17 protein-coding genes and 4 tRNA genes are annotated in these 22,004 nt (G+C 42.7%); 3 read left to right on the top strand and 18 right to left on the bottom strand.

Features of this window, described 5'->3' with window-relative positions; genetic code table 11:
* Nucleotides 1–5: 5 nt before the first annotated feature.
* The 18 genes from fusA to J2X69_RS22760 all read right to left on the bottom strand — a co-directional run bounded on the left by fusA (nucleotide 6) and on the right by J2X69_RS22760 (nucleotide 19,533).
* Nucleotides 6–2,129 carry an elongation factor G gene (gene fusA, locus J2X69_RS22845; protein WP_310108558.1) on the bottom strand — a complete coding sequence of 708 codons (2,124 nt, stop codon included), beginning with the start codon at nucleotides 2,127–2,129 and terminating at the stop codon, nucleotides 6–8.
* 5 nt (nucleotides 2,130–2,134) lie between these two features.
* Nucleotides 2,135–2,602 carry a 30S ribosomal protein S7 gene (gene rpsG, locus J2X69_RS22840; RefSeq protein WP_057939460.1) on the bottom strand — a complete coding sequence of 156 codons (468 nt, stop codon included), beginning with the start codon at nucleotides 2,600–2,602 and terminating at the stop codon, nucleotides 2,135–2,137.
* 22 nt (nucleotides 2,603–2,624) lie between these two features.
* Nucleotides 2,625–3,023: a 30S ribosomal protein S12 gene (gene rpsL / locus J2X69_RS22835; RefSeq protein ID WP_057939461.1), complete on the bottom strand. Its 399-nt coding sequence runs from the start codon at nucleotides 3,021–3,023 to the stop codon at nucleotides 2,625–2,627.
* Between the two features lie 98 nt (nucleotides 3,024–3,121).
* The gene (locus tag J2X69_RS22830) at nucleotides 3,122–3,439 is read right to left on the bottom strand and encodes a DUF3467 domain-containing protein (protein WP_057939462.1); all 318 of its coding nucleotides are present in this window, start codon (nucleotides 3,437–3,439) and stop codon (nucleotides 3,122–3,124) included.
* Between the two features lie 123 nt (nucleotides 3,440–3,562).
* On the bottom strand, nucleotides 3,563–7,873 hold the full coding sequence (gene rpoC, locus J2X69_RS22825; RefSeq protein WP_310108549.1) for a DNA-directed RNA polymerase subunit beta': 4,311 nt from the start codon (nucleotides 7,871–7,873) through the stop codon (nucleotides 3,563–3,565).
* 48 nt (nucleotides 7,874–7,921) lie between these two features.
* A complete protein-coding gene (gene rpoB, locus J2X69_RS22820; protein WP_310108547.1) occupies nucleotides 7,922–11,797 on the bottom strand; it encodes a DNA-directed RNA polymerase subunit beta in 3,876 nt (1,291 codons plus the stop codon).
* Between the two features lie 156 nt (nucleotides 11,798–11,953).
* On the bottom strand, nucleotides 11,954–12,334 hold the full coding sequence (rplL, locus tag J2X69_RS22815; RefSeq protein ID WP_092894643.1) for a 50S ribosomal protein L7/L12: 381 nt from the start codon (nucleotides 12,332–12,334) through the stop codon (nucleotides 11,954–11,956).
* A 42-nt stretch (nucleotides 12,335–12,376) separates the two neighbouring features.
* Nucleotides 12,377–12,919 (bottom strand): 50S ribosomal protein L10, encoded by a 543-nt coding sequence (gene rplJ / locus J2X69_RS22810; RefSeq protein ID WP_310108541.1) that lies wholly within the window; start codon nucleotides 12,917–12,919, stop codon nucleotides 12,377–12,379.
* A 2-nt stretch (nucleotides 12,920–12,921) separates the two neighbouring features.
* Nucleotides 12,922–13,620, bottom strand: coding sequence for a 50S ribosomal protein L1 (rplA, locus tag J2X69_RS22805; protein WP_057939467.1), 699 nt, complete (start codon nucleotides 13,618–13,620; stop codon nucleotides 12,922–12,924).
* 10 nt (nucleotides 13,621–13,630) lie between these two features.
* Nucleotides 13,631–14,074, bottom strand: a complete 444-nt coding sequence (rplK, locus tag J2X69_RS22800) for a 50S ribosomal protein L11 (RefSeq protein ID WP_310108536.1) — start codon at nucleotides 14,072–14,074, stop codon at nucleotides 13,631–13,633.
* A 3-nt stretch (nucleotides 14,075–14,077) separates the two neighbouring features.
* Nucleotides 14,078–14,635: a transcription termination/antitermination protein NusG gene (gene nusG / locus J2X69_RS22795; RefSeq protein WP_057939469.1), complete on the bottom strand. Its 558-nt coding sequence runs from the start codon at nucleotides 14,633–14,635 to the stop codon at nucleotides 14,078–14,080.
* Nucleotides 14,636–14,653: 18 nt separating this feature from the next.
* Nucleotides 14,654–14,842, bottom strand: a complete 189-nt coding sequence (gene secE, locus J2X69_RS22790; RefSeq protein WP_310108531.1) for a preprotein translocase subunit SecE — start codon at nucleotides 14,840–14,842, stop codon at nucleotides 14,654–14,656.
* Between the two features lie 16 nt (nucleotides 14,843–14,858).
* Nucleotides 14,859–14,932, bottom strand: a tRNA-Trp gene (locus J2X69_RS22785).
* 118 nt (nucleotides 14,933–15,050) lie between these two features.
* Nucleotides 15,051–16,238, bottom strand: coding sequence for an elongation factor Tu (gene tuf / locus J2X69_RS22780; RefSeq protein ID WP_310108529.1), 1,188 nt, complete (start codon nucleotides 16,236–16,238; stop codon nucleotides 15,051–15,053).
* Between the two features lie 64 nt (nucleotides 16,239–16,302).
* Nucleotides 16,303–16,374 (bottom strand) — tRNA-Thr (locus tag J2X69_RS22775).
* A 46-nt stretch (nucleotides 16,375–16,420) separates the two neighbouring features.
* Nucleotides 16,421–16,493 (bottom strand) — tRNA-Gly (locus tag J2X69_RS22770).
* A 159-nt stretch (nucleotides 16,494–16,652) separates the two neighbouring features.
* A tRNA-Tyr gene (locus J2X69_RS22765) sits at nucleotides 16,653–16,735 on the bottom strand.
* 149 nt (nucleotides 16,736–16,884) lie between these two features.
* Nucleotides 16,885–19,533, bottom strand: coding sequence for a M1 family metallopeptidase (locus tag J2X69_RS22760; protein WP_310108526.1), 2,649 nt, complete (start codon nucleotides 19,531–19,533; stop codon nucleotides 16,885–16,887).
* Between the two features lie 66 nt (nucleotides 19,534–19,599).
* Between J2X69_RS22760 and J2X69_RS22755 the strand changes: the two genes are divergently transcribed.
* From J2X69_RS22755 to frr, 3 genes are all read left to right on the top strand, one after another.
* Nucleotides 19,600–20,094 carry a biotin/lipoyl-containing protein gene (locus J2X69_RS22755; RefSeq protein ID WP_310108522.1) on the top strand — a complete coding sequence of 165 codons (495 nt, stop codon included), beginning with the start codon at nucleotides 19,600–19,602 and terminating at the stop codon, nucleotides 20,092–20,094.
* A 292-nt stretch (nucleotides 20,095–20,386) separates the two neighbouring features.
* A complete protein-coding gene (gene pyrH, locus J2X69_RS22750; RefSeq protein WP_310108519.1) occupies nucleotides 20,387–21,097 on the top strand; it encodes a UMP kinase in 711 nt (236 codons plus the stop codon).
* Nucleotides 21,098–21,109: 12 nt separating this feature from the next.
* Nucleotides 21,110–21,670 (top strand): ribosome recycling factor, encoded by a 561-nt coding sequence (gene frr, locus J2X69_RS22745; RefSeq protein ID WP_310108517.1) that lies wholly within the window; start codon nucleotides 21,110–21,112, stop codon nucleotides 21,668–21,670.
* Nucleotides 21,671–22,004 lie beyond the last annotated feature (334 nt).

The raw sequence follows: 22,004 nt of genomic DNA, 5'->3' as shown, positions 1-22,004 counted from the left end.
ATTATTTAGACCTTCTGACCTTTTACTGTAGCAATTACACCTTCGGCAATGTTATTAGGCACTGACTCATAGTGAGAGAATGTCAATGAAGCTGTAGCTCTACCGGAGGTGATCGTTCTAAGGTCAGTAATGTAACCAAACAACTCAGACAATGGTACTGAAGCTTTGATTACAGAAGAAGTACCTTTGGTATCCATTCCTTTCATCAAACCTCTTCTTCTGTTCAAGTCACCGGTGATTGGTCCGGTGTACTCATCAGGAGAAACTACATCTACAGCCATGATAGGCTCAAGTAACTGAGGCTTACATTTTTTGGCTGCTTCTTTGAAACCAAGTCTAGCTGCCAATTCGAATGAAAGTGCATCTGAATCGACATCATGGAATGAACCATGGAACAATCTTACTTTCATCGACTCGATAGGATATCCTGCCAAAGGCCCGTTCTTCATAGACTCAGCGAATCCTTTCTGGATAGAAGGAATGAATTCCTTAGGAATCACACCACCCACAATAGCGTTCACGAAGTCCAGTCCCGGTTTGATCTCACCTGTTTCAGGATCAGGATCTCTAGGGCTAAGTTCGAATGAAATATCCGCAAATTTACCTTTACCACCTGTTTGCTTCTTGTAAACTTCTTTGTGTTCGTATGAACCAAATAAAGCCTCTTTGTAAGCAACCTGAGGAGCACCTTGGTTGATCTCAACCTTGAATTCTCTCTTCAGACGGTCAATGATGATATCCAAGTGAAGTTCACCCATACCTCTCAAGATAGTCTGCCCTGTTTCGTGGTCAGTATTTACTTGAAGTGTAGGATCTTCCTCTACCAGTTTGGCGATAGCCATACCCAGCTTGTCAACGTCAGCTTGAGTCTTAGGCTCGATAGCATAACCGATAACAGGCTCAGGGAATACCATGGATTCCAATACTACTTTACGTTTTTCGTCACAAAGTGTATCTCCGGTCTTGATATCCTTAAAGCCTACTACTGCACCAATATCTCCCGCTCTTAGCGCATCGATTTGGTTCTGCTTGTTGGCATGCATTTGGAATACTCTTGAGATACGCTCTTTGTTGCCCGAGCGGCTATTGAATACATAAGAACCGGAATTCAAAATTCCTGAATACGCTCTTACGAAACAAAGACGGCCTACGAATGGATCCGTTGCAATTTTGAAGGCAAGACCTGCGAAAGGCTCAGTCTCGTCAGGAGAGATTCTCACATCTACTTCCTCGTCGTCTATATCATGTGCAATGATATCGTCCTTGTCCATAGGAGAAGGAAGCAATTCCATTACCAGATCAAGCATAGTCTGAACACCTTTGTTTTTGAATGAAGATCCACATACCATAGGTACAATCTTCATGTCAATTACAGCTTTTCTCAAAGCTGAAAGGATTTCCTGCTCTGTAATAGAATTAGAATCTTCAAAGAATTTCTCCATTAAAGATTCGTCGTAATCCGCAACAGCTTCCAGCAAATACTCTCTGTATTCCGCTACGTCATCCAACATATCTTCAGGAATTGGAACTTCTTCGAAAGTCATCCCGAAGTCATCCTCATTCCATACGATCGCACGGTTGTTGATTAGATCAACTACACCACGGAATTTATCTTCAGCACCGATAGGAAGCTGCAAAGGAACAGCGTGGCTGCCTAGCATTTCTTTTACCTGCTTACACACTTCAAGGAAGTTTGCACCGGCACGGTCCATTTTATTTACGAAGCCAATACGGGCTACTTTGTAGTTATCCGCAAGTCTCCAGTTGGTCTCTGACTGTGGCTCTACGCCATCTACAGCACTGAAAAGGAATACCAATCCATCGAGAACACGAAGTGATCTGTTTACTTCAACAGTAAAATCAACGTGACCGGGAGTATCGATGATGTTGATCTGGTATTTTTTCTCTCTGTAATTCCAAAAAACGGTAGTTGCAGCGGAAGTAATGGTAATACCTCTTTCCTGCTCCTGAGCCATCCAGTCCATGGTAGCTGCTCCGTCGTGAACCTCACCTATTTTGTGAGATACGCCCGAATAAAAAAGTATTCGCTCTGTCGTAGTAGTCTTACCCGCATCAATGTGCGCGGCAATACCAATATTTCTGGTAAGTGTTAGATCTCTTTTAGCCATATTAATTAAAATCTAAAGTGAGAGAATGCCTTGTTGGCCTCAGCCATTCTGTGCGTATCATCTTTCTTCTTCACACCGGCACCTTCGCCTTTGGAAGCAGCGATAATTTCGCCAGCAAGTCTGTCCATCATTGTTTTCTCTCCTCTTTTTCTGGCATAGCTGATCATCCATTTCATTCCCAAGGCAATCTTTCTATCAGGTCGGACTTCCATTGGAACCTGGAATGTAGCACCACCAACTCTACGACTCTTCACCTCTACGGATGGAGAAATATTGTTTAGCGCTTTTTTCCAAACTTCAAGACCATTCTCACCTACTTTGGATTCTACCTTTTCTACTGCGTCGTAGAAAATTCTGTAAGCAATACTCTTCTTCCCATCTACCATTAGATTGTTCACAAACCTAGTCACTAGGGTATCATTGAACTTTGGATCAGGAAGAATATATCTCTTCTTTGGTTTCGCTTTTCTCATTTTTTCTAAATGTTATAAAGTATTATTTCTTCGCCGGAGCGCCTTTTCCAGCCTTCGGTCTTTTAGCACCATACTTAGAGCGACCTTGCTTACGGTCTTTTACTCCTGCGGTATCTAGTGCACCACGGATGATGTGATATCTCACACCCGGCAGATCTTTCACACGACCACCTCTGATCAAGACGATCGAGTGCTCTTGTAGATTGTGACCTTCTCCAGGAATGTAAGCATTCACTTCTTTTCCGTTTGTCAATCTCACCCTGGCCACTTTTCTCATTGCAGAGTTTGGCTTCTTAGGGGTTGTAGTGTATACTCTGGTACAAACTCCTCTTCGCTGTGGACATGCATCCAAAGCTCTTGATTTTGATTTCGTCTCCAGTGTAGTTCTACCTTTTCGTACTAACTGTTGAATAGTAGGCATTAACTGATAAAATTTAGTTTTCCCGTAAACTGTTAAATTTTGGACTGCAAAGGTAAACAAAGTAATAAGAGTAACAAAGCTAAGCAGTTATATTTTTGTTATGCCTCTCCCGGTGTGCCGAAGCTAATCGGAAACTGCGGCGCTCCTCCTGATTGATTAATCTTGCCAAAAGCGGCTTCGTATTTTTCGATATTATCTTTCAATGCGGCAAGCAATCGCTTCGCATGATCAGGAGTGACGATAATCCTAGACTTTACTTTAGCCTTCGGTACGCCCGGCATCAGGCGGATAAAGTCAATCACAAATTCCGAGTTGGAATGTGCTATCATAGCCAAATTGGAATAAACACCTTCAGCCACTTCTTCCGAAAGTTCTACATTGATCTGTTGATCTACTTTTTTGTTGTCGTCTTGCATGATTGAATTAGTTTAAAAGAACTGCGTCCTCTGCGTAAAACTCTGTGTTCCCCGTGGTTACTTAAGTTATTCATAAAAAAGGCCTGTCGTGAAACAGGCCTTTTGAACTAATTTATTAGAATATTACAGGATTGCTTCACTGGATCTTTTAGATGTGCGCTCCATGTTTTCCGAAAGCTTATTGTACTCTTCCTGAGAACCTACGATGATCGGCTGCAATCTTCGCTGACCGGTACCGGCAGGAATCAAGTGACCAACGATTACGTTCTCTTTCAGGCCTTTCAGTTCATCCCGCTTACCTCTGATAGCTGCTTCAGAAAGGACTTTGGTAGTCTCCTGGAAGGAAGCGGCAGAGATAAATGATTCAGTACCCAAAGATGCTGCAGTGATACCCTGTAGTGTAGGCTTAGAAACCGCAGTTTCTGCATCACGTACCTGTACCAACTTAAGATCCTTACGCTTCAAGCTGGAATTCTCATCTCTCAATCTTCTTGCAGAGATAATCATTCCCGGCTTCAATGTGGAAGAATCACCTGCATCCATGACCACCTTACGGTCAAGAATATTGTCATTCTCTTCTCTGAAAGCCCACTTGTCCACCACTTGATTCTGAAGGAACCCAGTGTCACCTGCATCAAGGATTTCAACTTTCTGCATCATCTGGCTTACAATCACCTCGATGTGCTTATCGTTGATTTTCACACCCTGAAGTCGGTAAACCTCCTGGATCTCATTCACCAAGTACTCTTGAACAGCCGTTGGACCTTTGATAGACAGGATGTCATTTGGAGTGATAGCTCCATCAGAAAGTGGCTCGCCGGCTCTGATAAAGTCATTCTCCTGAACCAGGATATGCTTAGACAAGGATACCATGTATTTCTTGATCACACCATCTTTGGACTCGATAATGATCTCTCTGTTACCTCTCTTGATACCACCATAAGTCACTACACCATCGATCTCAGAAACTACAGCCGGATTGGATGGGTTTCTTGCTTCGAATAGCTCGGTAACTCTTGGAAGACCACCGGTAATATCTCTTGTCTTACCTACGGACCTTGGGATTTTCACCAAGATCTGACCCGATCTCACCTTATCACCTGCGTCAATCGCCAAGTGGGCACCTACCGGAATATTGTATCCTTTAGACTCCCCACCGTAGTTTACAATGATAGCAGGGTTCTTGGTTCTATCTTTTGTATCGATGATTACTTTCTCACGGAAACCTGTCTGATCATCGGACACTTCCTTATAGGTAACACCTTCTACAATTGCTTCGAATTCAATCTTACCGTCAAACTCAGAAAGGATAACTGCGTTGTATGGATCCCACTTACACAGGGTCTGGCCCTTGGTAACTTTCTCTCCATCTTTCACATTCACAATAGCACCATAAGGAGCATGATTAGACACTAATGTCTTGCCTGTCTTAGGATCATTGATCTTGATTTCACCGGATCTACCCATGACAACTGTAATGTGCTCGCCATCTTTGTTGGTAGTCTCGATCAATCTTAATTCCTCATCAAATTCCACTTCACCGTCGAACTTGGCAATCACACTGGCTTCAACAGCCATGTTTGATGCAGTACCACCTACGTGGAATGTTCTTAGTGTAAGCTGAGTACCCGGCTCACCGATAGACTGTGCTGCGATAACACCTACAGATTCACCTTCCTGTACCATATGACCGGTGGTAAGGTTTCTTCCATAGCACTTACCACAAACTCCTCTACGGGTTTCGCAAGTCAGTACAGATCTGATCTCTACTTCATCGATTCCAGCATCATCGATCAGCTTAGCTACTTCATCGTTAATCTGAAGACCTGATTCTACGATCAATTCATCCGTAAGAGGATGGAAAATATCGTGAACAGAAACACGTCCCAGAACTCTTTCAGAAAGAGGCTCAACGATCTCGTCATTGTCTCTCAATGGCTGTACAAGAAGTCCTCTTAAGCTACCACAGTCATCTTCAGTGACAATCATATCCTGAGCCACATCTACCAGACGTCTGGTTAGGTAACCCGCATCAGCAGTTTTCAATGCAGTATCGGCAAGACCTTTACGTGCACCGTGAGTAGAGATGAAGTATTCCAATACATCCAGACCTTCTTTGAAGTTGGAGAGGATTGGGTTTTCGATGATCTCACCTACAGAACCCTGAAGGTTTTTCTGTGGCTTGGCCATCAAACCTCTCATACCACCCAGCTGACGAATCTGCTCTCTGGAACCACGGGCTCCTGAGTGCATCATCATATAGATGGCATTGAATCCTTGCTTATCCTCTTCCATCTGCTTCATCAGATTATTAGTCAGATGAGAGTTGGTACGGGTCCAGATATCAATTACTTGATTGTATCGTTCGTTGTCCGTGATTAGACCCATCAAGTAGTTGTTCCATACCTGGTCCACTTCTTCTTTGGCCTTATTAATCATCGGTTCTTTTTCTTCCGGGATGATTACATCATTCAATCCCATGGACAGACCGCCTTTGTAGGCCATCTGGAATCCAAGATTTTTGATATCATCCAAGAATTGAGCTGTACGTGCCATTCCACATACCTTAACCACCTTAGCAATGATCTGCTGAAGTTTTTTCTTGGTCAAAAGCTCATTTACATAACCTACTTCTCTTGGAACAAATTGGTTGAAAATCAAACGGCCAGCTACGGTCTCGATGATCTCATCCTTGTATCCTCCATCTTCGGTTCTTACCTGCACTTTACATTTGATATTCGCATGTTTGGAGATTTTCTCTTCATTCAGCGCGATAATCACTTCTTCAGTGCTGTAGAATGTCATTCCTTCACCGGCAACAATCTCCTCAGGAGTAGATCTCTTGCCCTTGGTCACGTAGTACAGACCCAACACCATATCCTGAGAAGGTACAGTAATCGGAGCTCCGTTAGCAGGGTTAAGAATGTTGTGCGAAGAAAGCATCAGCGTAGAAGCTTCCAAAATAGCCTCATGTCCCAGAGGTACGTGAACCGCCATCTGATCACCGTCAAAATCGGCGTTGAATGCAGTACATACCAATGGGTGAAGCTGAATCGCTTTTCCTTCTATAAGTTTCGGCTGGAATGCTTGAATACCCAGTCTGTGAAGTGTAGGAGCACGGTTAAGGAGCACAGGGTGTCCTTTAAGTACATTCTCCAAGATATCCCAAACCACAGGATCTTTACGATCCACTATTTTCTTTGCAGACTTTACTGTCTTCACAATACCTCTTTCGATCAGTTTTCTGATGATAAAAGGCTTGAAAAGTTCAGCTGCCATATTTTTAGGAAGACCACACTCGTGAAGCTTCAATTCAGGACCTACCACGATCACAGAACGACCGGAGTAATCCACACGCTTACCGAGCAAGTTTTGACGGAATCGGCCTTGCTTACCTTTCAACATATCCGAAAGGGACTTCAACGCACGGTTTCCATCAGATCTTACCGCATTTACTTTTCTGGAGTTATCAAATAGAGAATCCACAGCTTCCTGAAGCATTCTCTTTTCATTTCTCAAAATCACCTCCGGAGCTTTGATGTCGATCAATCGCTTCAGACGGTTATTTCTGATAATAACTCTTCTATAAAGGTCATTCAAATCGGAAGTCGCAAAACGGCCACCATCCAAAGGAACCAAAGGACGCAATTCAGGTGGAATAACAGGAACCATACGAACGACCATCCACTCAGGGCGGTTTTCGATTCTGGTTCTTGCATCACGGAATGCTTCTACCACTTTCAGTCTTTTCAGCGCTTCTGCTTTTCTCTGCTGAGATGTATCAGTAGCCGCCTGGTGACGAAGAGAGTAAGAAAGGTCATCCAAATCAATTCTTGCCAATAGCATCTCCAACGCTTCAGCACCCATTTTGGCGATGAATTTATTTGGATCCTCATCGTCAAGCATATGGTTTTCCTTAGGAAGCTTGTCCATGATATCCAAGTATTCATCTTCAGTCAAGAAGTCCAAATACTGAACGCCCTCTTCTGCTTTGACACCTGCCTGAACTACCGCATAACGCTCGTAATAGACAATCTGGTCAAGTTTCTTAGTCGGAAGACCAAGAAGATAACCGATTTTGTTAGGAAGAGATTTGAAATACCAAATGTGAGCTACCGGTACTACCAGTTCGATGTGCCCCATTCTCTCTCTTCTTACTTTCTTCTCTGTAACCTCTACACCGCAGCGGTCACAGATAATACCTTTATACCTGATGCGCTTGTACTTGCCACAATGACACTCCCAGTCTTTGACCGGACCAAAGATCCGCTCACAGAACAATCCGCCCATTTCGGGCTTGTAAGTTCTATAATTGATGGTCTCTGGCTGGGTCACCTCACCGTTTGAACTATCCAGAATAGATTCTGGGGAAGCCAAACTAATGGTGACTCTGGAAAAATCATTGCTAAGTTTTTTATTTTTTCTGAACGCCATAGTTTTTTGAAAGATATGTAAAGGGCTCTTGCGAGCCCATTCGCTTTATTAATCCAGGGTAATTTCAAGAGCCAAACCTCTCAACTCATGAACCAATACATTGAATGATTCAGGAATATTAGGTTTTGGAAGGTTCTCACCCTTCACAATCGCTTCGTAAGCTTTTGCTCTACCGATTACGTCATCAGACTTCACTGTCAGGATTTCCTGCAGTACATGGGATGCACCGAATGCTTCCAATGCCCAAACTTCCATCTCTCCGAAACGCTGACCACCAAACTGGGCTTTACCTCCCAATGGCTGCTGCGTGATCAATGAGTATGGCCCGATGGAACGTGCGTGCATCTTATCATCCACCAAGTGACCAAGTTTCAGCATGTATGCAATACCTACCGTGATTGGCTGATCGAATTTCACACCCGAAAGACCATCGTATAGATAGGTTCGTCCGTAAGCCGGCAAGCCTGCCAATTCCAATTCATGGGATACTTCTTCCATAGAAGCACCGTCAAAGATCGGAGTAGCGTATTTCTTGTCCAGCTTCTGTCCGGCCCAAGCCAATACAGTTTCGAAGATCTGTCCAATATTCATTCGGGAAGGTACACCCAGCGGATTCAATACGATATCCATTGGAGTTCCATCCTCTAGGAATGGCATATCCTCGTCTCTTACGATTCTGGCTACGATACCTTTGTTACCGTGACGACCCGCCATCTTATCACCCACTTTCAGCTTACGCTTCTTAGCGATGTAAACTTTGGCAAGTTGAACGATACCTGCAGGAAGTTCATCTCCTACCTCAAGAGTAAATCTTTCTCTCTTGAACGTACCGCTAATCTCATTTCTTGAATTAATGAAGTTTTTCACTAAGTGAACAATCAACTCATTGGTATGAGGATCATTTGTCCAGTCATCAAGAACGATATCGGAAATCAGGTTAGCTTCTTCCGGCACATTGTAATTGCTCTCATCTCTGTAAGGGTTCTTAGCAGGGAAAAGATTGTTTTCAATGTTTTTTGCATTGAACTTTTGGCCTTTGGTGATGATCTCATCACCAAATTTATGCTTTACGCCTTGAGAAGTTTTGCCGTCTAGGATGGTAACCATCTTGTTGATCATTCGTGCTCTAAGGCCCAAAAGATCTTTAGAGTATCTTCCTTTCAGTTTTTCAACGTCAGCTTTAGACTTAGCTCTTACGTCTTTGTCCTTCTTAGGTCTTGCAAATAGCTTCGTCTCGATTACAACACCATTCAATGAAGGAGAAGCTTTCAAGGAAGCATCTTTCACATCTCCAGCTTTGTCACCGAAGATTGCTCTAAGCAACTTCTCTTCAGGAGTCGGATCAGTTTCACCCTTTGGAGTGATCTTACCGATGATGATATCTCCTTCTTTTACTTCAGCTCCAATCGCGATGATACCATGCTCATCAAGATTTTTAACTGCTTCTTCAGAGACGTTAGGGATTTCAGAAGTCAATTCTTCTTCACCTCTCTTCGTATCACGAACTTCCAACTGAAATTCTTCTACGTGAATAGAAGTAAAGACATCTTCCCTTACTACGCGCTCAGAGATTACGATAGCATCCTCAAAGTTGTACCCTTGCCAAGGCATGTAGGCCACTTTCAGGTTTTTACCGAGTGCCAGCTCTCCATTGTTAGTAGAGTAACCTTCAACCAAAACCTGACCTTTTTTCACTTTTTGGCCTTTCAGCACCAAAGGAGTAAGGTTGATCGTAGTATCTTGGTTAGTTCTTCTGAACTTGATCAGATCATAAGCTTTGTATTCATCCGTGAAGTTTACCAATAGCTCATCATCTGTAAGATCATACTTGATGACGATTTTCTTAGCATCCACATAATCTACCACACCATTTGCTTCCGCAATGATCAGTGATCTGGAATCTACAGCAGCTTTTGCTTCCAAGCCGGTACCCACGATAGGAGCTTCGGCTTTCAGCAAAGGAACTGCCTGTCGCTGCATGTTGGATCCCATCAATGCACGGTTGGCATCATCATGCTCCAAGAATGGAATCAAAGATGCTGCAACGGATACAATCTGATTAGGAGCAACGTCCATATAGCTGATTTCTGAAGGCTCCAACACAGGGAAGTCACCTTCGAATCTTGCTTTTACTTTCTCGTTGATAAACTTGCCAGACTCATCCAAAGGAGCATTCGCCTGTGCAATGTTATGGTTATCTTCTTCTTCAGCAGTAAGGAACAAAATGTCCTCTGCTTTCATGCTTACTTTACCCTCTTTCACCTTACGGTAAGGAGTCTCAAGGAAGCCCATTGAGTTCACTTTAGCATGAACGCAAAGAGAAGAGATCAACCCGATGTTTGGACCTTCAGGAGTTTCGATAGTACACAGACGACCGTAGTGCGTGTAGTGAACATCCCGAACCTCAAAACCTGCTCTTTCTCTGGATAGACCACCCGGCCCCAATGCAGAAAGTCTTCTCTTGTGAGTCAACTCCGCCAATGGATTGGTTTGATCCATAAACTGAGAAAGCTGGTTTGTACCGAAGAAGGAGTTAATCACAGAAGAAAGCGTACGGGCGTTGATCAAATCGACCGGTTTAAAGTCTTCATTGTCACGAACGTTCATTCGCTCACGGATCGTTCTTGCCATTCTGGCCAAACCTACGCCGAACTGGCTATATAGCTGCTCGCCTACCGTTCTTACTCTTCTATTGCTCAAGTGATCAATATCATCGACCACAGCCTTAGAGTTAATAAGTCCGATCAGGTATTTTACGATGTTGATAATATCTTCCTTGGTAAGGACGATTTTCTCAGAATCTATGTCAAGACCCAGTTTCTTGTTGATTCTATAACGACCAACTTCACCTAAGTCATAGCGCTTGTCAGAGAAGAATAAACTGTGAATTACCTCACGGGCTGTAGACTCATCCGGAGCTTCAGTATTTCTCAACTGACGGTAGATAACTTCCACAGCCTCTTTTTCAGAGTTGGAGCTATCTTTCTGTAATGTATTATAGATGATAGAGTAATCAGCCACGTTCACATCTTCTCTATGGAGAATGATGCTCTTCGAGCCTGAGTCCAAGATCATTTCGATATCTTCGTCTGTAAGTACGGTATCACGCTCAAGCAATACCTCATTTCGGTCGATGGAAACTACTTCACCTGTGTCCTCATCTACGAAATCTTCTACCCAAGTTCTTAGAACCCTTGCAGCCAGCTTACGTCCGGCCACTTTTTTCATTGCTGTCTTAGTAGCATTGACTTCCTCAGATAGACCGAACAAATCGAGAATATCTTTATCAGAGCCATAGCCAATAGATCTTAGCAAGGTTGTTACAGGGAACTTCTTCTTACGATCGATATAAGCATACATGACATTGTTGATATCAGTAGCAAATTCAATCCATGATCCTTTGAAAGGTATAATTCTGGCAGAGTAAAGTTTCGTACCATTGGTGTGCTTGCTTTGGGCAAAGAACACGCCCGGAGAACGGTGAAGTTGTGAAACGATAACTCTTTCTGCACCATTAATTACAAATGACCCCTTCTCGGTCATATACGGAAGATTACCTAAGAATACTTCTTGCTCAATCGTTTCGAAATCTTCATTATCCTCATCATGGCAAAGTAATCTCAACTTTGCTTTCAACGGTACAGAGTAGGTCAAGCCGCGGTCAATGCACTCGCTCACAGAATATTTCGGTGGATCTACTGCATAATCAATAAATTCAAGAGTGAAATTCTCTCTGGAATCACTGATTGGGAAGTTTTCTGCGAATACTTTAAATAAACCGTCTGCCCGGCGCTTTTCTGCTGGCGTATCCAATTGAAAAAAGTCTTTGAAAGACTGCAACTGAATATCGAGGAAATCCGGATAGCTTTTGACCACCTTAATGGAGGAGAAACTTTTCCTTTCGGTTTGATTCTTGATAGCCAAGGTAGTGTATGTTTATGGTGAAATGTTATTATCGGAATAATTCTATTTCCGATTAGAATAATGCAATTTTGAACCTGTGCATAAACAGGAAAAGACCTGACTAAAATAGTCAGGTCTTAGGTGTGAACCCCAACCTAATAGTTGCGGTTCAGCAAATTATTTGATCTCTACTTCAGCACCGGCTTCTTCCAAAGACTTCTTCAAGCCTTCAGCTTCGTCTTTAGCTACGCCTTCTTTCAACGCTTTAGGAGCAGAGTCAACTAGTTCTTTAGCCTCTTTAAGACCAAGACCTGTCAATTCTTTTACAAGCTTAACAACTGCCAGTTTTGATCCACCCGCTGCTTTCAAGATCACGTCAAAAGTCGTTTTCTCTTCTTCAGCTGCAGCTTCACCAGCACCAGCGCCACCTGCTACAACTACTGCACCTGCAGCAGCTGGCTCGATGCCATACTGATCCTTAAGTATATCTGTCAATTCTTTAACCTCTTTTACAGTCAAGTTTACCAACTGATCTGCAAGTTGCGTAAGATCTGCCATTGTATTTGAAATTTAATATTTGTTTGAATTATTTTTTTTAACTTATTTTTCTTCTCTATCAGCAAGCGTCTTAAGCACACCAGTAATATTGTTCTGGCCACTTTGCAATGCTGAGATAAGATTCATCGCAGGAGACTGTAGCAAGCTGATTAGATCGCCCAACAATTCCTCCTTTGACTTCAACTTAGAAAGCATCTCCAGATTCTCTTCACCGATGAATATATCCGCATCGATAGAAGCTCCTTTGAATGCAGGCTTCGTTGCTTTTTTACCTAATTTTTTTCTGAAATCCAGCAATACATTTGCCGGAAGATTACTCGTCTCTTTTGAGAAAATAATTCCAGAGAATCCTTTCAATGCCTTATCTGACAACTCAGTGTAGTCGGCATCTAAATTTTCCAGCGCTTTAGTCACCAAGGTGTTTTTGTACACTTTGTACTCCACTCCTTTTTCGTAACAAGCTCTTCTGAATGCATTCACTTGCGCCACAGAGAAACCTGAAGCATCAGTGATATAGAAGAAAGGGTTTTCTTTAAATTTCTCAGTAAGACCGTCGATTATTACTTTCTTTTCGTCTCTAGTCATGATTAAATTCCTTGAATGCTACCCTTGTCAACTGCAATTCCAGGAGACATTGTACTGGATAAATGAATACTCTTGAAATATGTTCCTTTGGAAGATGATGGCTTCAGCTTAGAAATAGTAAGGATAAGTTCTTTAACATTTTCTTCGATCTGCGCTGCAGTGAAGGATGCCTTACCTATACCTGCGTGAATAATTCCAAATTTATCTACTTTGAAATCGATTTTACCCGCTTTTACTTCTCTTACTGCCTTAGCTACATCCAGAGTAACAGTTCCTGATTTAGGATTTGGCATAAGACCTCTTGGTCCCAATACCCTACCCAATCTACCTACTTTCGCCATTACATTAGGCATAGTGATGATGACATCAATGTCAGTCCATCCGCCTTCGATTTTAGCTATGTAGTCGTCCAAGCCCGCGTAATCTGCACCTGCTTCGGTTGCTTCTGCTACTTTGTCAGGAGTACAAAGCACCAATACTTTGATGTCTTTGCCTGTACCATGAGGAAGCGCAACAACGCCTCTTACCATTTGATCAGCTTTACGTGGATCCACACCCAGACGGATGTCAAGATCTACGGAAGCGTCAAACTTCGTCATAGTAATATCCTTCACGATAGTAGAAGCTGCCTCCAGGGAGTACACTTGGCTTGGGTCGTACTTAGAAAGAGCTTCTTTTTGCTTTTTTGTTAACTTAGCCATTGTTTTTTATTTATACTTCCCAAGGGGCTTTACCAGATACTGTGATTCCCATGCTTCGTGCTGTACCAGCCACCATTTTCATAGCAGACTCAACTTTGAAAGCATTAAGGTCAGGCATTTTAACCTCCGCTATTTCCTTAACCTGATCCCAGGTTACCGATCCTACCTTCTTACGGTTTGGTTCAGCAGATCCGCTTTTGATTTTCGCAGCCTCTAGCAACAAGTTTGCTGCAGGAGGAGTTTTTACTACGAAGTCGAAAGACTTGTCTGAGTAGATTGTAATCAATACAGGAAGCACTTGACCCATTTTCTCTTGGGTACGTGCATTGTACTGCTTACAAAACTCCATGATGTTCAGACCCTTGGAACCAAGAGCCGGACCTACCGGAGGCGACGGGTTTGCCTGGCCACCTTTCACTTGTAGTTTTAAATAACCAGTGATTTCCTTAGCCATTGCTTAGTCTTGTTTTTCTACTTGTATAAAGTTTAATTCAACAGGAGTATTTCGGCCGAAGATCTTAACCATAACATTAAGTTTTTTCTTCTCCTCAAATATCTCCTCTATAGTTCCGGTGAATCCACTGAAAGGACCGTCCATTACTTTGACAGTCTCTCCGACTATAAATGGTGTATCCAGTTTCTCTGCGAACTCGTCAATCTCTTCCACCTTACCTAAAATACGGTTGATTTCTGACTGACGAAGTGGCTCAGGGGTTTTGGAAGCCCCGCCTGAGTTAGATCCTAAGAAACCGATTACTCCCGGAATACTTGTAATTACGTGATTGGCTTCACCGTTTGAGAGATCAGCATTAACTAAAACGTATCCGGGAAAGAAGTTTCTCTCTCTGACACGCTTTTTACCGTTACGCATCTCATATACCTTCTCGGAGGGTATTAAGACTTCCGGAATAAAATCCCCAATATCCTGTCTGGTAATCTCGTTATCCAAATAGGTTTTAGTTTTTTTCTCCTGTCCCGCTACTACTCTGAGTACGTACCATTTATGTTCAGCCATTCTGTAATGTCAATTCAATTAGAATAAATCATAAAACCATGTCATGATGTTTTCGAATCCAAGATCAACCACACCTATAAATAGGGCAAAGATCATAGAAGCTACCAACACCAATACTGCACTGTTTTGAAGAAAAGAGAACTTAGGCCATGTGACCTTATTCTTCATTTCATCATATGACTCCAGGACAAAGTTTTTTAGATTCATAGTGTACTTAACTTACTGGCACGGGCAGAGAGATTCGAACTCCCATCAACGGTTTTGGAGACCGCTATTCTGCCGTTGAACTATGCCCGTGTAAATGAACGTCCCGCTAATGGGAACGCAAAATTAGGTATTGATTACTAAAGAAACAAATGCGATCCCAAAATAATTTGAGATCGCATTGTATAAATAGTCAATCAGTGATTGATGATTAGTCAAGAATTTCAGTAACCTGACCAGCTCCTACTGTTCTACCACCCTCACGGATCGCAAAACGAAGACCTTTCTCAAGAGCAACTGCGTTAAGCAATGTCACCTCAATAGTCACGTTATCACCCGGCATTACCATCTCAACATTCTCAGGAAGTTTGATCTCGCCTGTTACATCTGTAGTTCTAAGGTAGAACTGTGGACGGTATCTGTTGAAGAATGGTGTGTGACGTCCACCTTCTTCTTTTGAAAGAACGTAAACTTCAGCGTTGAAGTGAGAGTGAGGTTTCACAGATCCTGGCTTACAGATAATCATACCACGCTTGATTTGTGATTTTTCAATACCTCTTAGCAATAGACCTACGTTATCACCTGCTTCACCTCTGTCAAGAATCTTACGGAACATCTCAACACCGGTAACTGTAGACTTAAGGCCTTCAGCACCCATACCGATAATGTCAACACCTTCTCCAGAGTTGATCACACCTCTTTCGATTCTACCGGTAGCAACAGTACCACGACCGGTGATCGAGAATACGTCTTCTACAGGCATCAAGAAGTCTTTATCAATTGCTCTTTCAGGAAGAGGAATATAAGAATCGACAGCATCCATCAATTCCATAACAGTGTTAACCCATTTTTCTTCACCGTTCAATGCACCAAGTGCAGAACCAGCGATTACCGGGATATTGTCACCGTCGAATTCATAGAAAGAAAGTAGTTCTCTGATTTCCATTTCCACAAGCTCAAGAAGCTCAGGATCGTCCACCATATCCACTTTGTTCATAAATACTACTAGCTGAGGTACACCTACCTGGCGAGCCAAAAGGATATGCTCTCTAGTCTGAGGCATAGGTCCGTCAGTAGCAGCAACTACTAGGATGGCGCCGTCCATTTGGGCAGCACCTGTTACCATGTTCTTAACGTAATCAGCGTGACCTGGACAATCCACGTGAGCGTAGTGTCTGTTTTCAGTTTGATATTCTACGTGAGAGGTGTTAATGGTGATACCTCTTTCTTTTTCTTCCGGTGCATTATCGATAGAAGAAAAGTCTCTTAATTCAGATAGACCCTTACTAGCCAGTACGGTAGTGATGGCAGCAGTCAAAGTGGTCTTTCCATGATCTACGTGACCAATCGTACCGATATTAACGTGCGGCTTGGAACGGTCGAATTGTGCTTTTGCCATGCGTGAAAATCCTCAGTTTAAGTTTAAAGATATATTAATTTTTTTTTCTTATTAAGCCGAAATGAGCCAACGAGGGGATTTGAACCCCTGACCCCTTCCTTACCAAGGAAGTACTCTACCCCTGAGCTACGTCGGCTTAGACTCTTATGCTCCCCCTAAGGAAATCCTTAGGGGAAACAAAGAGCGGGAGACGAGGCTCGAACCCGCGACCTGCAGCTTGGAAGGCTGCCGCTCTACCAACTGAGCTACTCCCGCTTGTAATCTTTCGAGATGAAATCATCTCTGGCCGCTCTACCTCTAAGTATTATACCTTAGGCAATACCCCGGAGAGCTACTTCCATTTCAATCCGGTCTTATCCGGATTTTTTTCGCCCAGCAAAACTAGAAAAAAAATTTTGCATTACGGCAATGGTGTGGGGGAAACAGGATTCGAACCTGTGAAGACATAAGTCAACGGATTTACAGTCCGTCCCAGTTGGCCGCTTTGGTATTCCCCCAACTAGCGCTACGTTTCCTGCCTTTTTCTCGGGCTTTTCTATCGTAACGGATGGCAAAATTATAGGCTTTTATTAAACATTCAAAACACGGATTTCAAATTTGATGAGATTTTGTGCTTTTTATTTCCAAACAATTATAAATCAATACATTAATTTTCATCTTTCATTACTTCTAAAAAATATTCGTAGTACATAGTCAGTTCAGCGTCCGTTTCAAGAGCCGCTACCTCTCTCGTCTTCTTCAAAACCTCTTCATCATCCGAGAATCCCAGCAATGCCTGAAAAGCCCCCAAGCGGATATAGCTTCGGGCATCTTTTCTCATCTTTCCCAATAAGAAATCAACAGCATCGGCTTTGCCTTCTTCAGGGAAGCTACTGAAATACTCACTGAAATATCCCAAATAATAATATAATCCCTGCCCCGAAATAGCTTTCGCCTGATCCATAAACCAAGCCCCTTTGCCTGTAACAGAATTAGTAAGGTAGTAATCGGCCACAGGAATCACCATTCGGAAGTTTCCTTCACCCGCAAAGCCTTCTATCACCGCAGGGTCAATCTTTTCCGGCTCTATGCTGACCAGCCCCATTAATGCTGATCCTGCTACCAAATAGGACGAGTCCGAAGCCAGTTTCAAAAAAGTGGCATAATACTCATCAGGTCCAAAAGCAGTTAACACATCAAGTGCTCCGGCTCTTACCGAGTTTCTTTCGTCATTCTCAGCCATGTGCGCAATCTTCCGCGCTAACTCCGGACTATCTTCCAGCCAGTCAGAATGTCCCTGTAAAATGGTCAGTGCAGATTCCCTAACTGACCAAAACTCATCATCCAATGCCTCGGGTATAATGGATTCCAATTCTGTCATGGCCTCCCATGCAGCCAAACTATCCAACGCCTCATACCTCGCTATACCAAATCCGGAAGTCTTGAATTGTTTACGCATTTGACCGGCGTCCATTTCCACATACTTTTGGGCAAGCATATTTTTCTCCTCGTCCAGGAATATCAATTCCACAGGATTTTCATTCCCCAAATCAATCTTTTGAAAAGCCTTGGTAATCATAAAGCGCTTACTTATCCGTTCATTCCCCTCATACCAACTCACATCAAGAGGAAGCCGGTACAGCGGAGTAGTGGCCAAATCCTGTTGTTGGGTAACGGATATTTGTACATTTTTTGGATCCGAATAGTCCACCTCAAATTGAAGTTCCGGATGCCCCTTATCCAGAAACCATTGGTTAAAAAACCAATTCAAATCTTCCCCACTTACCTTCTCGAATGCTATCCGGAGATCATTTACTTCCACATTATCAAAAGAATGCCGCTCGAGATAATGACGTACGCCTGCAAAAAAAGCTTCTGCCCCCAAGTACTCCCGCAACATATGAAGGATCACTCCTCCTTTGGAGTAACTATGTGAATCAAACATATCCTCCGCTTCTGCATAATCGTAGCGAATCAGGTCGACCTGCTTTGTTTCTGCTTCCGCAAAGTAATTCTCCATTTCTACGATTAGCTTCAATTTCGCCTCATCTCTGCCATACTTGTATTCGTTCCACAGGAACTCACTATAATTGGCAAACCCTTCATTCAAAGTAAGGTTTGCCCAAGACTCGGTAGTCACATAGTCTCCAAACCACTGGTGAAAAAGCTCATGGGCAATGATGTAATCCCATTCGGAATCAATCGCTTCCCGCTCTGTAAGTCGCAGTTCTTCCATGAAAATAGAGGCGGTCGTGTTTTCCATCGCCCCAGACACAAAGTCTCTGACGACTATTTGGTCATATTTGGGCCAAGGGTATCTCACTCCCAGTAATTCTGAAAAGAACCCTATCATCTCGGGGGTATTCTTAAATACTTTACCGGCTCCCTTTTCATAGCCTTTTTCTACATAATACCCCAAAGGCACATTTTCCCATTCAGCCTCGACTTTACCGAAATCCCCTACGACAAATGCAGCCAAATAGGCTGAATGGGGAAGCTTCATCTCCCAATAATCCTTTCTCATCCCATCACCTAAACTCTCCTGTTTGACCAATTCCCCATTTCCTACGGTTATGAGTGTGTCGGACACGGTCAGTTTGATGAGCTGGGTAAATTTATTATTGGGTGAATCAATCGTCGGAAACCACTTGGAATTATGGGCAGTCTCCCCCTGAGTCCAGATCATCCTCGGCTTGTCAGGCACGGTATCCAGCGGGTCAATAAAATACAGTCCCTTGGTATCAATAATTGCCTCACTTCCGGCTCCTGCATTGCGCTCCGGAAATGCGGTGTAGTCCAGGACTATTTGGAACGTGTCGGTCTTTGTCAACTCTCCCGGTAGATGAATATGGATTTTCTCTTCATCGTAATCATATCTGACGGATTCCTGTTTCCCGTTTTGGATGAAAAATATCTCGTCAAATTCAAAATCCTGAGCATCAAGCACCAATTCTCCAGTTGGATAGAAAAATGGTCTGATAGTTAATTCGGCCTTTCCTAATACAGCTTGCCGCTGATAGTCAAAAGACAGGTCCAAGTCGGTGTGTAAAATATCAAAGTCTATCTTCGCCGAGGGTTTATACGATTCAGCAACTTTTTCTTTTTGAGAAATCAGTGCTTTTACAGCGGCAGTATCTATTGTTCTAATTTCGTCTAGTTCTTCCGTAGAGTTTTCAATTAGAAGTTCTGATTCTGATAGCTCCTGATCCGGGACATGCACTGACTTGCACGAAACTGCAAAAACAAGAAAAAAAATAATCGGACTTATATAAGAATACCACCTGATAACTGGGTTTTGTACTGGCAATTGATTCATATTTAAAACGAATGAAAAAGAGTTGGTTTTATTGGAAATTGTATATTGGACTTCAAATTAACAGGAATGTTTACAGTTACTACGCAAAACAAAAGCTATTCGGTAGAAATAGCAGAAGAAGCTGTCCATGTAAATGGGAAAACGATCAACTGGGATCTTCAGTGGATTTCTGATCGAAAAATTCACATCATTTATGATAGCAAGTCTATAGAGGCAGAACTGCTCTCCATAGACAGGCAGACAAAAACCCTAAACATCAAGCTTGGCAATAAAATTTCAAGTCTTCAGCTGAAAGACAGATTTGACATTCTGCTGGAGCAAATGGGCATGAACAATATGGCCTCCCAGGCTTTGAAAGAAATAAAAGCCCCAATGCCGGGTCTCATATTAGAGCTGAAAGTAAAAGTCGGGGATGAGGTCAAAAAAGGAGAAGTAGTGCTGATCCTGGAAGCTATGAAAATGGAGAATATCCTCAAATCTCCGGGAGACGGCATTGTCAAAGCCGTGAAGGTTTCTCTCAACCAAAGCGTGGAAAAAAATCAAGTCTTGATCCAATTTTAACTTTTAACCCTAGCATAATGAATTGAAGAAATTATATTTGTCGGATTATTTTGCGCTAATCGGGCTTTGTCCGATTCTTTTTCATTCAATTTTGATTTGCTATTTGGCATCAATCGAAAAAGCAATGCCTCTAATAATCGTGTTCAAGCGATAATCAATCTCTGAAAAACTAGACCAAATACATGAAATCGAGCATGTCGAAAACAACACATAGAGAGATTATTATCCAACATGCAAGATTCCATAGCCTGCCCCGATTACTCGGGGTGACCATAAAAAACCAACTATAGATATGAAATACAAGAGAATACTGCTCAAACTAAGTGGAGAAGCACTGATGGGTGATAAGAATTATGGCATTGATCCTGCAAGACTTCAGCAATACACTCAAGAGATAAAAAAAGTACAGGAGATGGGTGTGGAAATTGCAATCGTAATCGGTGGTGGCAATATTTTCAGAGGAGTGCAGGCAGAGCAATCAGGGATAGACAGAGTGCAGGGAGACTACATGGGCATGCTCGCTACACTGATCAATGCGATGGCGCTGCAAAGTGCACTTGAGCAGGGTGGGATGTACACACGCTTGATGTCCGGTATCAAGATTGAGAGCGTATGTGAGCCGTTTATCCGTAGACGAGCGATCCGCCACTTGGAGAAAGGACGTATCGTGATCTTCGGAGCAGGTATTGGAAATCCCTATTTCACCACAGATTCTACGGCAAGTTTGAGAGCGATTGAGGTAGAGGCTGATATCGTATTGAAAGGGACAAGAGTGGACGGAGTATATACTGCCGATCCGGAAAAAGATTCAACAGCCACAAAATATAAAACCATTTCATTTCAGGAAGTGTATGAAAAGAACCTAAACGTCATGGACATGACAGCCTTCACCCTTTGCCAAGAAAACAACCTGCCAATCATCGTATTTGACATGAACGTGGCAGAAAACCTTCGCAAGTTGGTGCAGGGTGAAGAAATCGGTACTTTGATCACTTCTCTTTAAGCTCAAATAATTATGGAAGAAATCGAATTATACTTAGACGAAGCAAAAGAATTGATGCAGAAGGCAGTGGATCACACGGCAGCTGAGCTTTTGAAAATCCGTGCAGGCAAGGCTATGCCCAATCTGCTGGATGGGATTATGGTGCAGTATTACGGAGCCAATACTCCATTGAACCAAGTATCTTCTGTAAACACACCGGATGCCCGCACGCTGTCCATCAAGCCATTTGAGCGTACGATGATTTCTGAAATCGAGAAAGCCATAATCAATTCCGACCTCGGACTTGCTCCCCAAAACAACGGAGAAGTAATCATCCTTACCATTCCTGCACTTACGGAAGAGAGGCGTATCTCTCTGGTAAAGCAAGCTAAGCATGAATGCGAAGGAGGAAAAATATCCCTAAGAACAGTACGCAAAGACATCAATGACGAGCTTAAGAAGCTTCAAAAAGATGGCGCGTCTGAAGATGAAATAAAAAGAGCAGAAGATGTCGTTCAAAAACTAACCGATCAATTTTCTACTAAAATAGATGAGCTTCTGGCAAAAAAAGAAGTGGACATCATGAAGGTTTAAAAAAAAATCGGGAATCCCCTCACCGATGCCAGTAACCATAAATTCTTTGCTTTACTGGCCTAAAGACAGGAGATCGAAGTGCCCCTGAATGTCCCGATGGCTATCGGGATTACCAAATCTTATGTCGCTTTTGTTTCTTTACTGGCAGAAAAGCAGACATACTGATAAAATTAAAACCCGGTATCACGCCGGGTTTTTTCGTGTTATCCAGCTTCTCCAGAAGCTGGATTAATCTGCACTTTCATATGTTTATAATTTTTCTGTCACTTCATTTTTATATTTTTAGGTAAGGGTAAGAAAACGCTAAGAAGTTAAATTTTCATATTCATGCTCG

Origin of the sequence: Algoriphagus sp. 4150, assembly GCF_031457395.1 — a bacterium.
Lineage (GTDB): Bacteria > Bacteroidota > Bacteroidia > Cytophagales > Cyclobacteriaceae > Algoriphagus.
The sequence above is the reverse complement of the archived record's forward strand: the minus strand, read 5'-3'. Positions and strand labels throughout refer to the sequence as shown.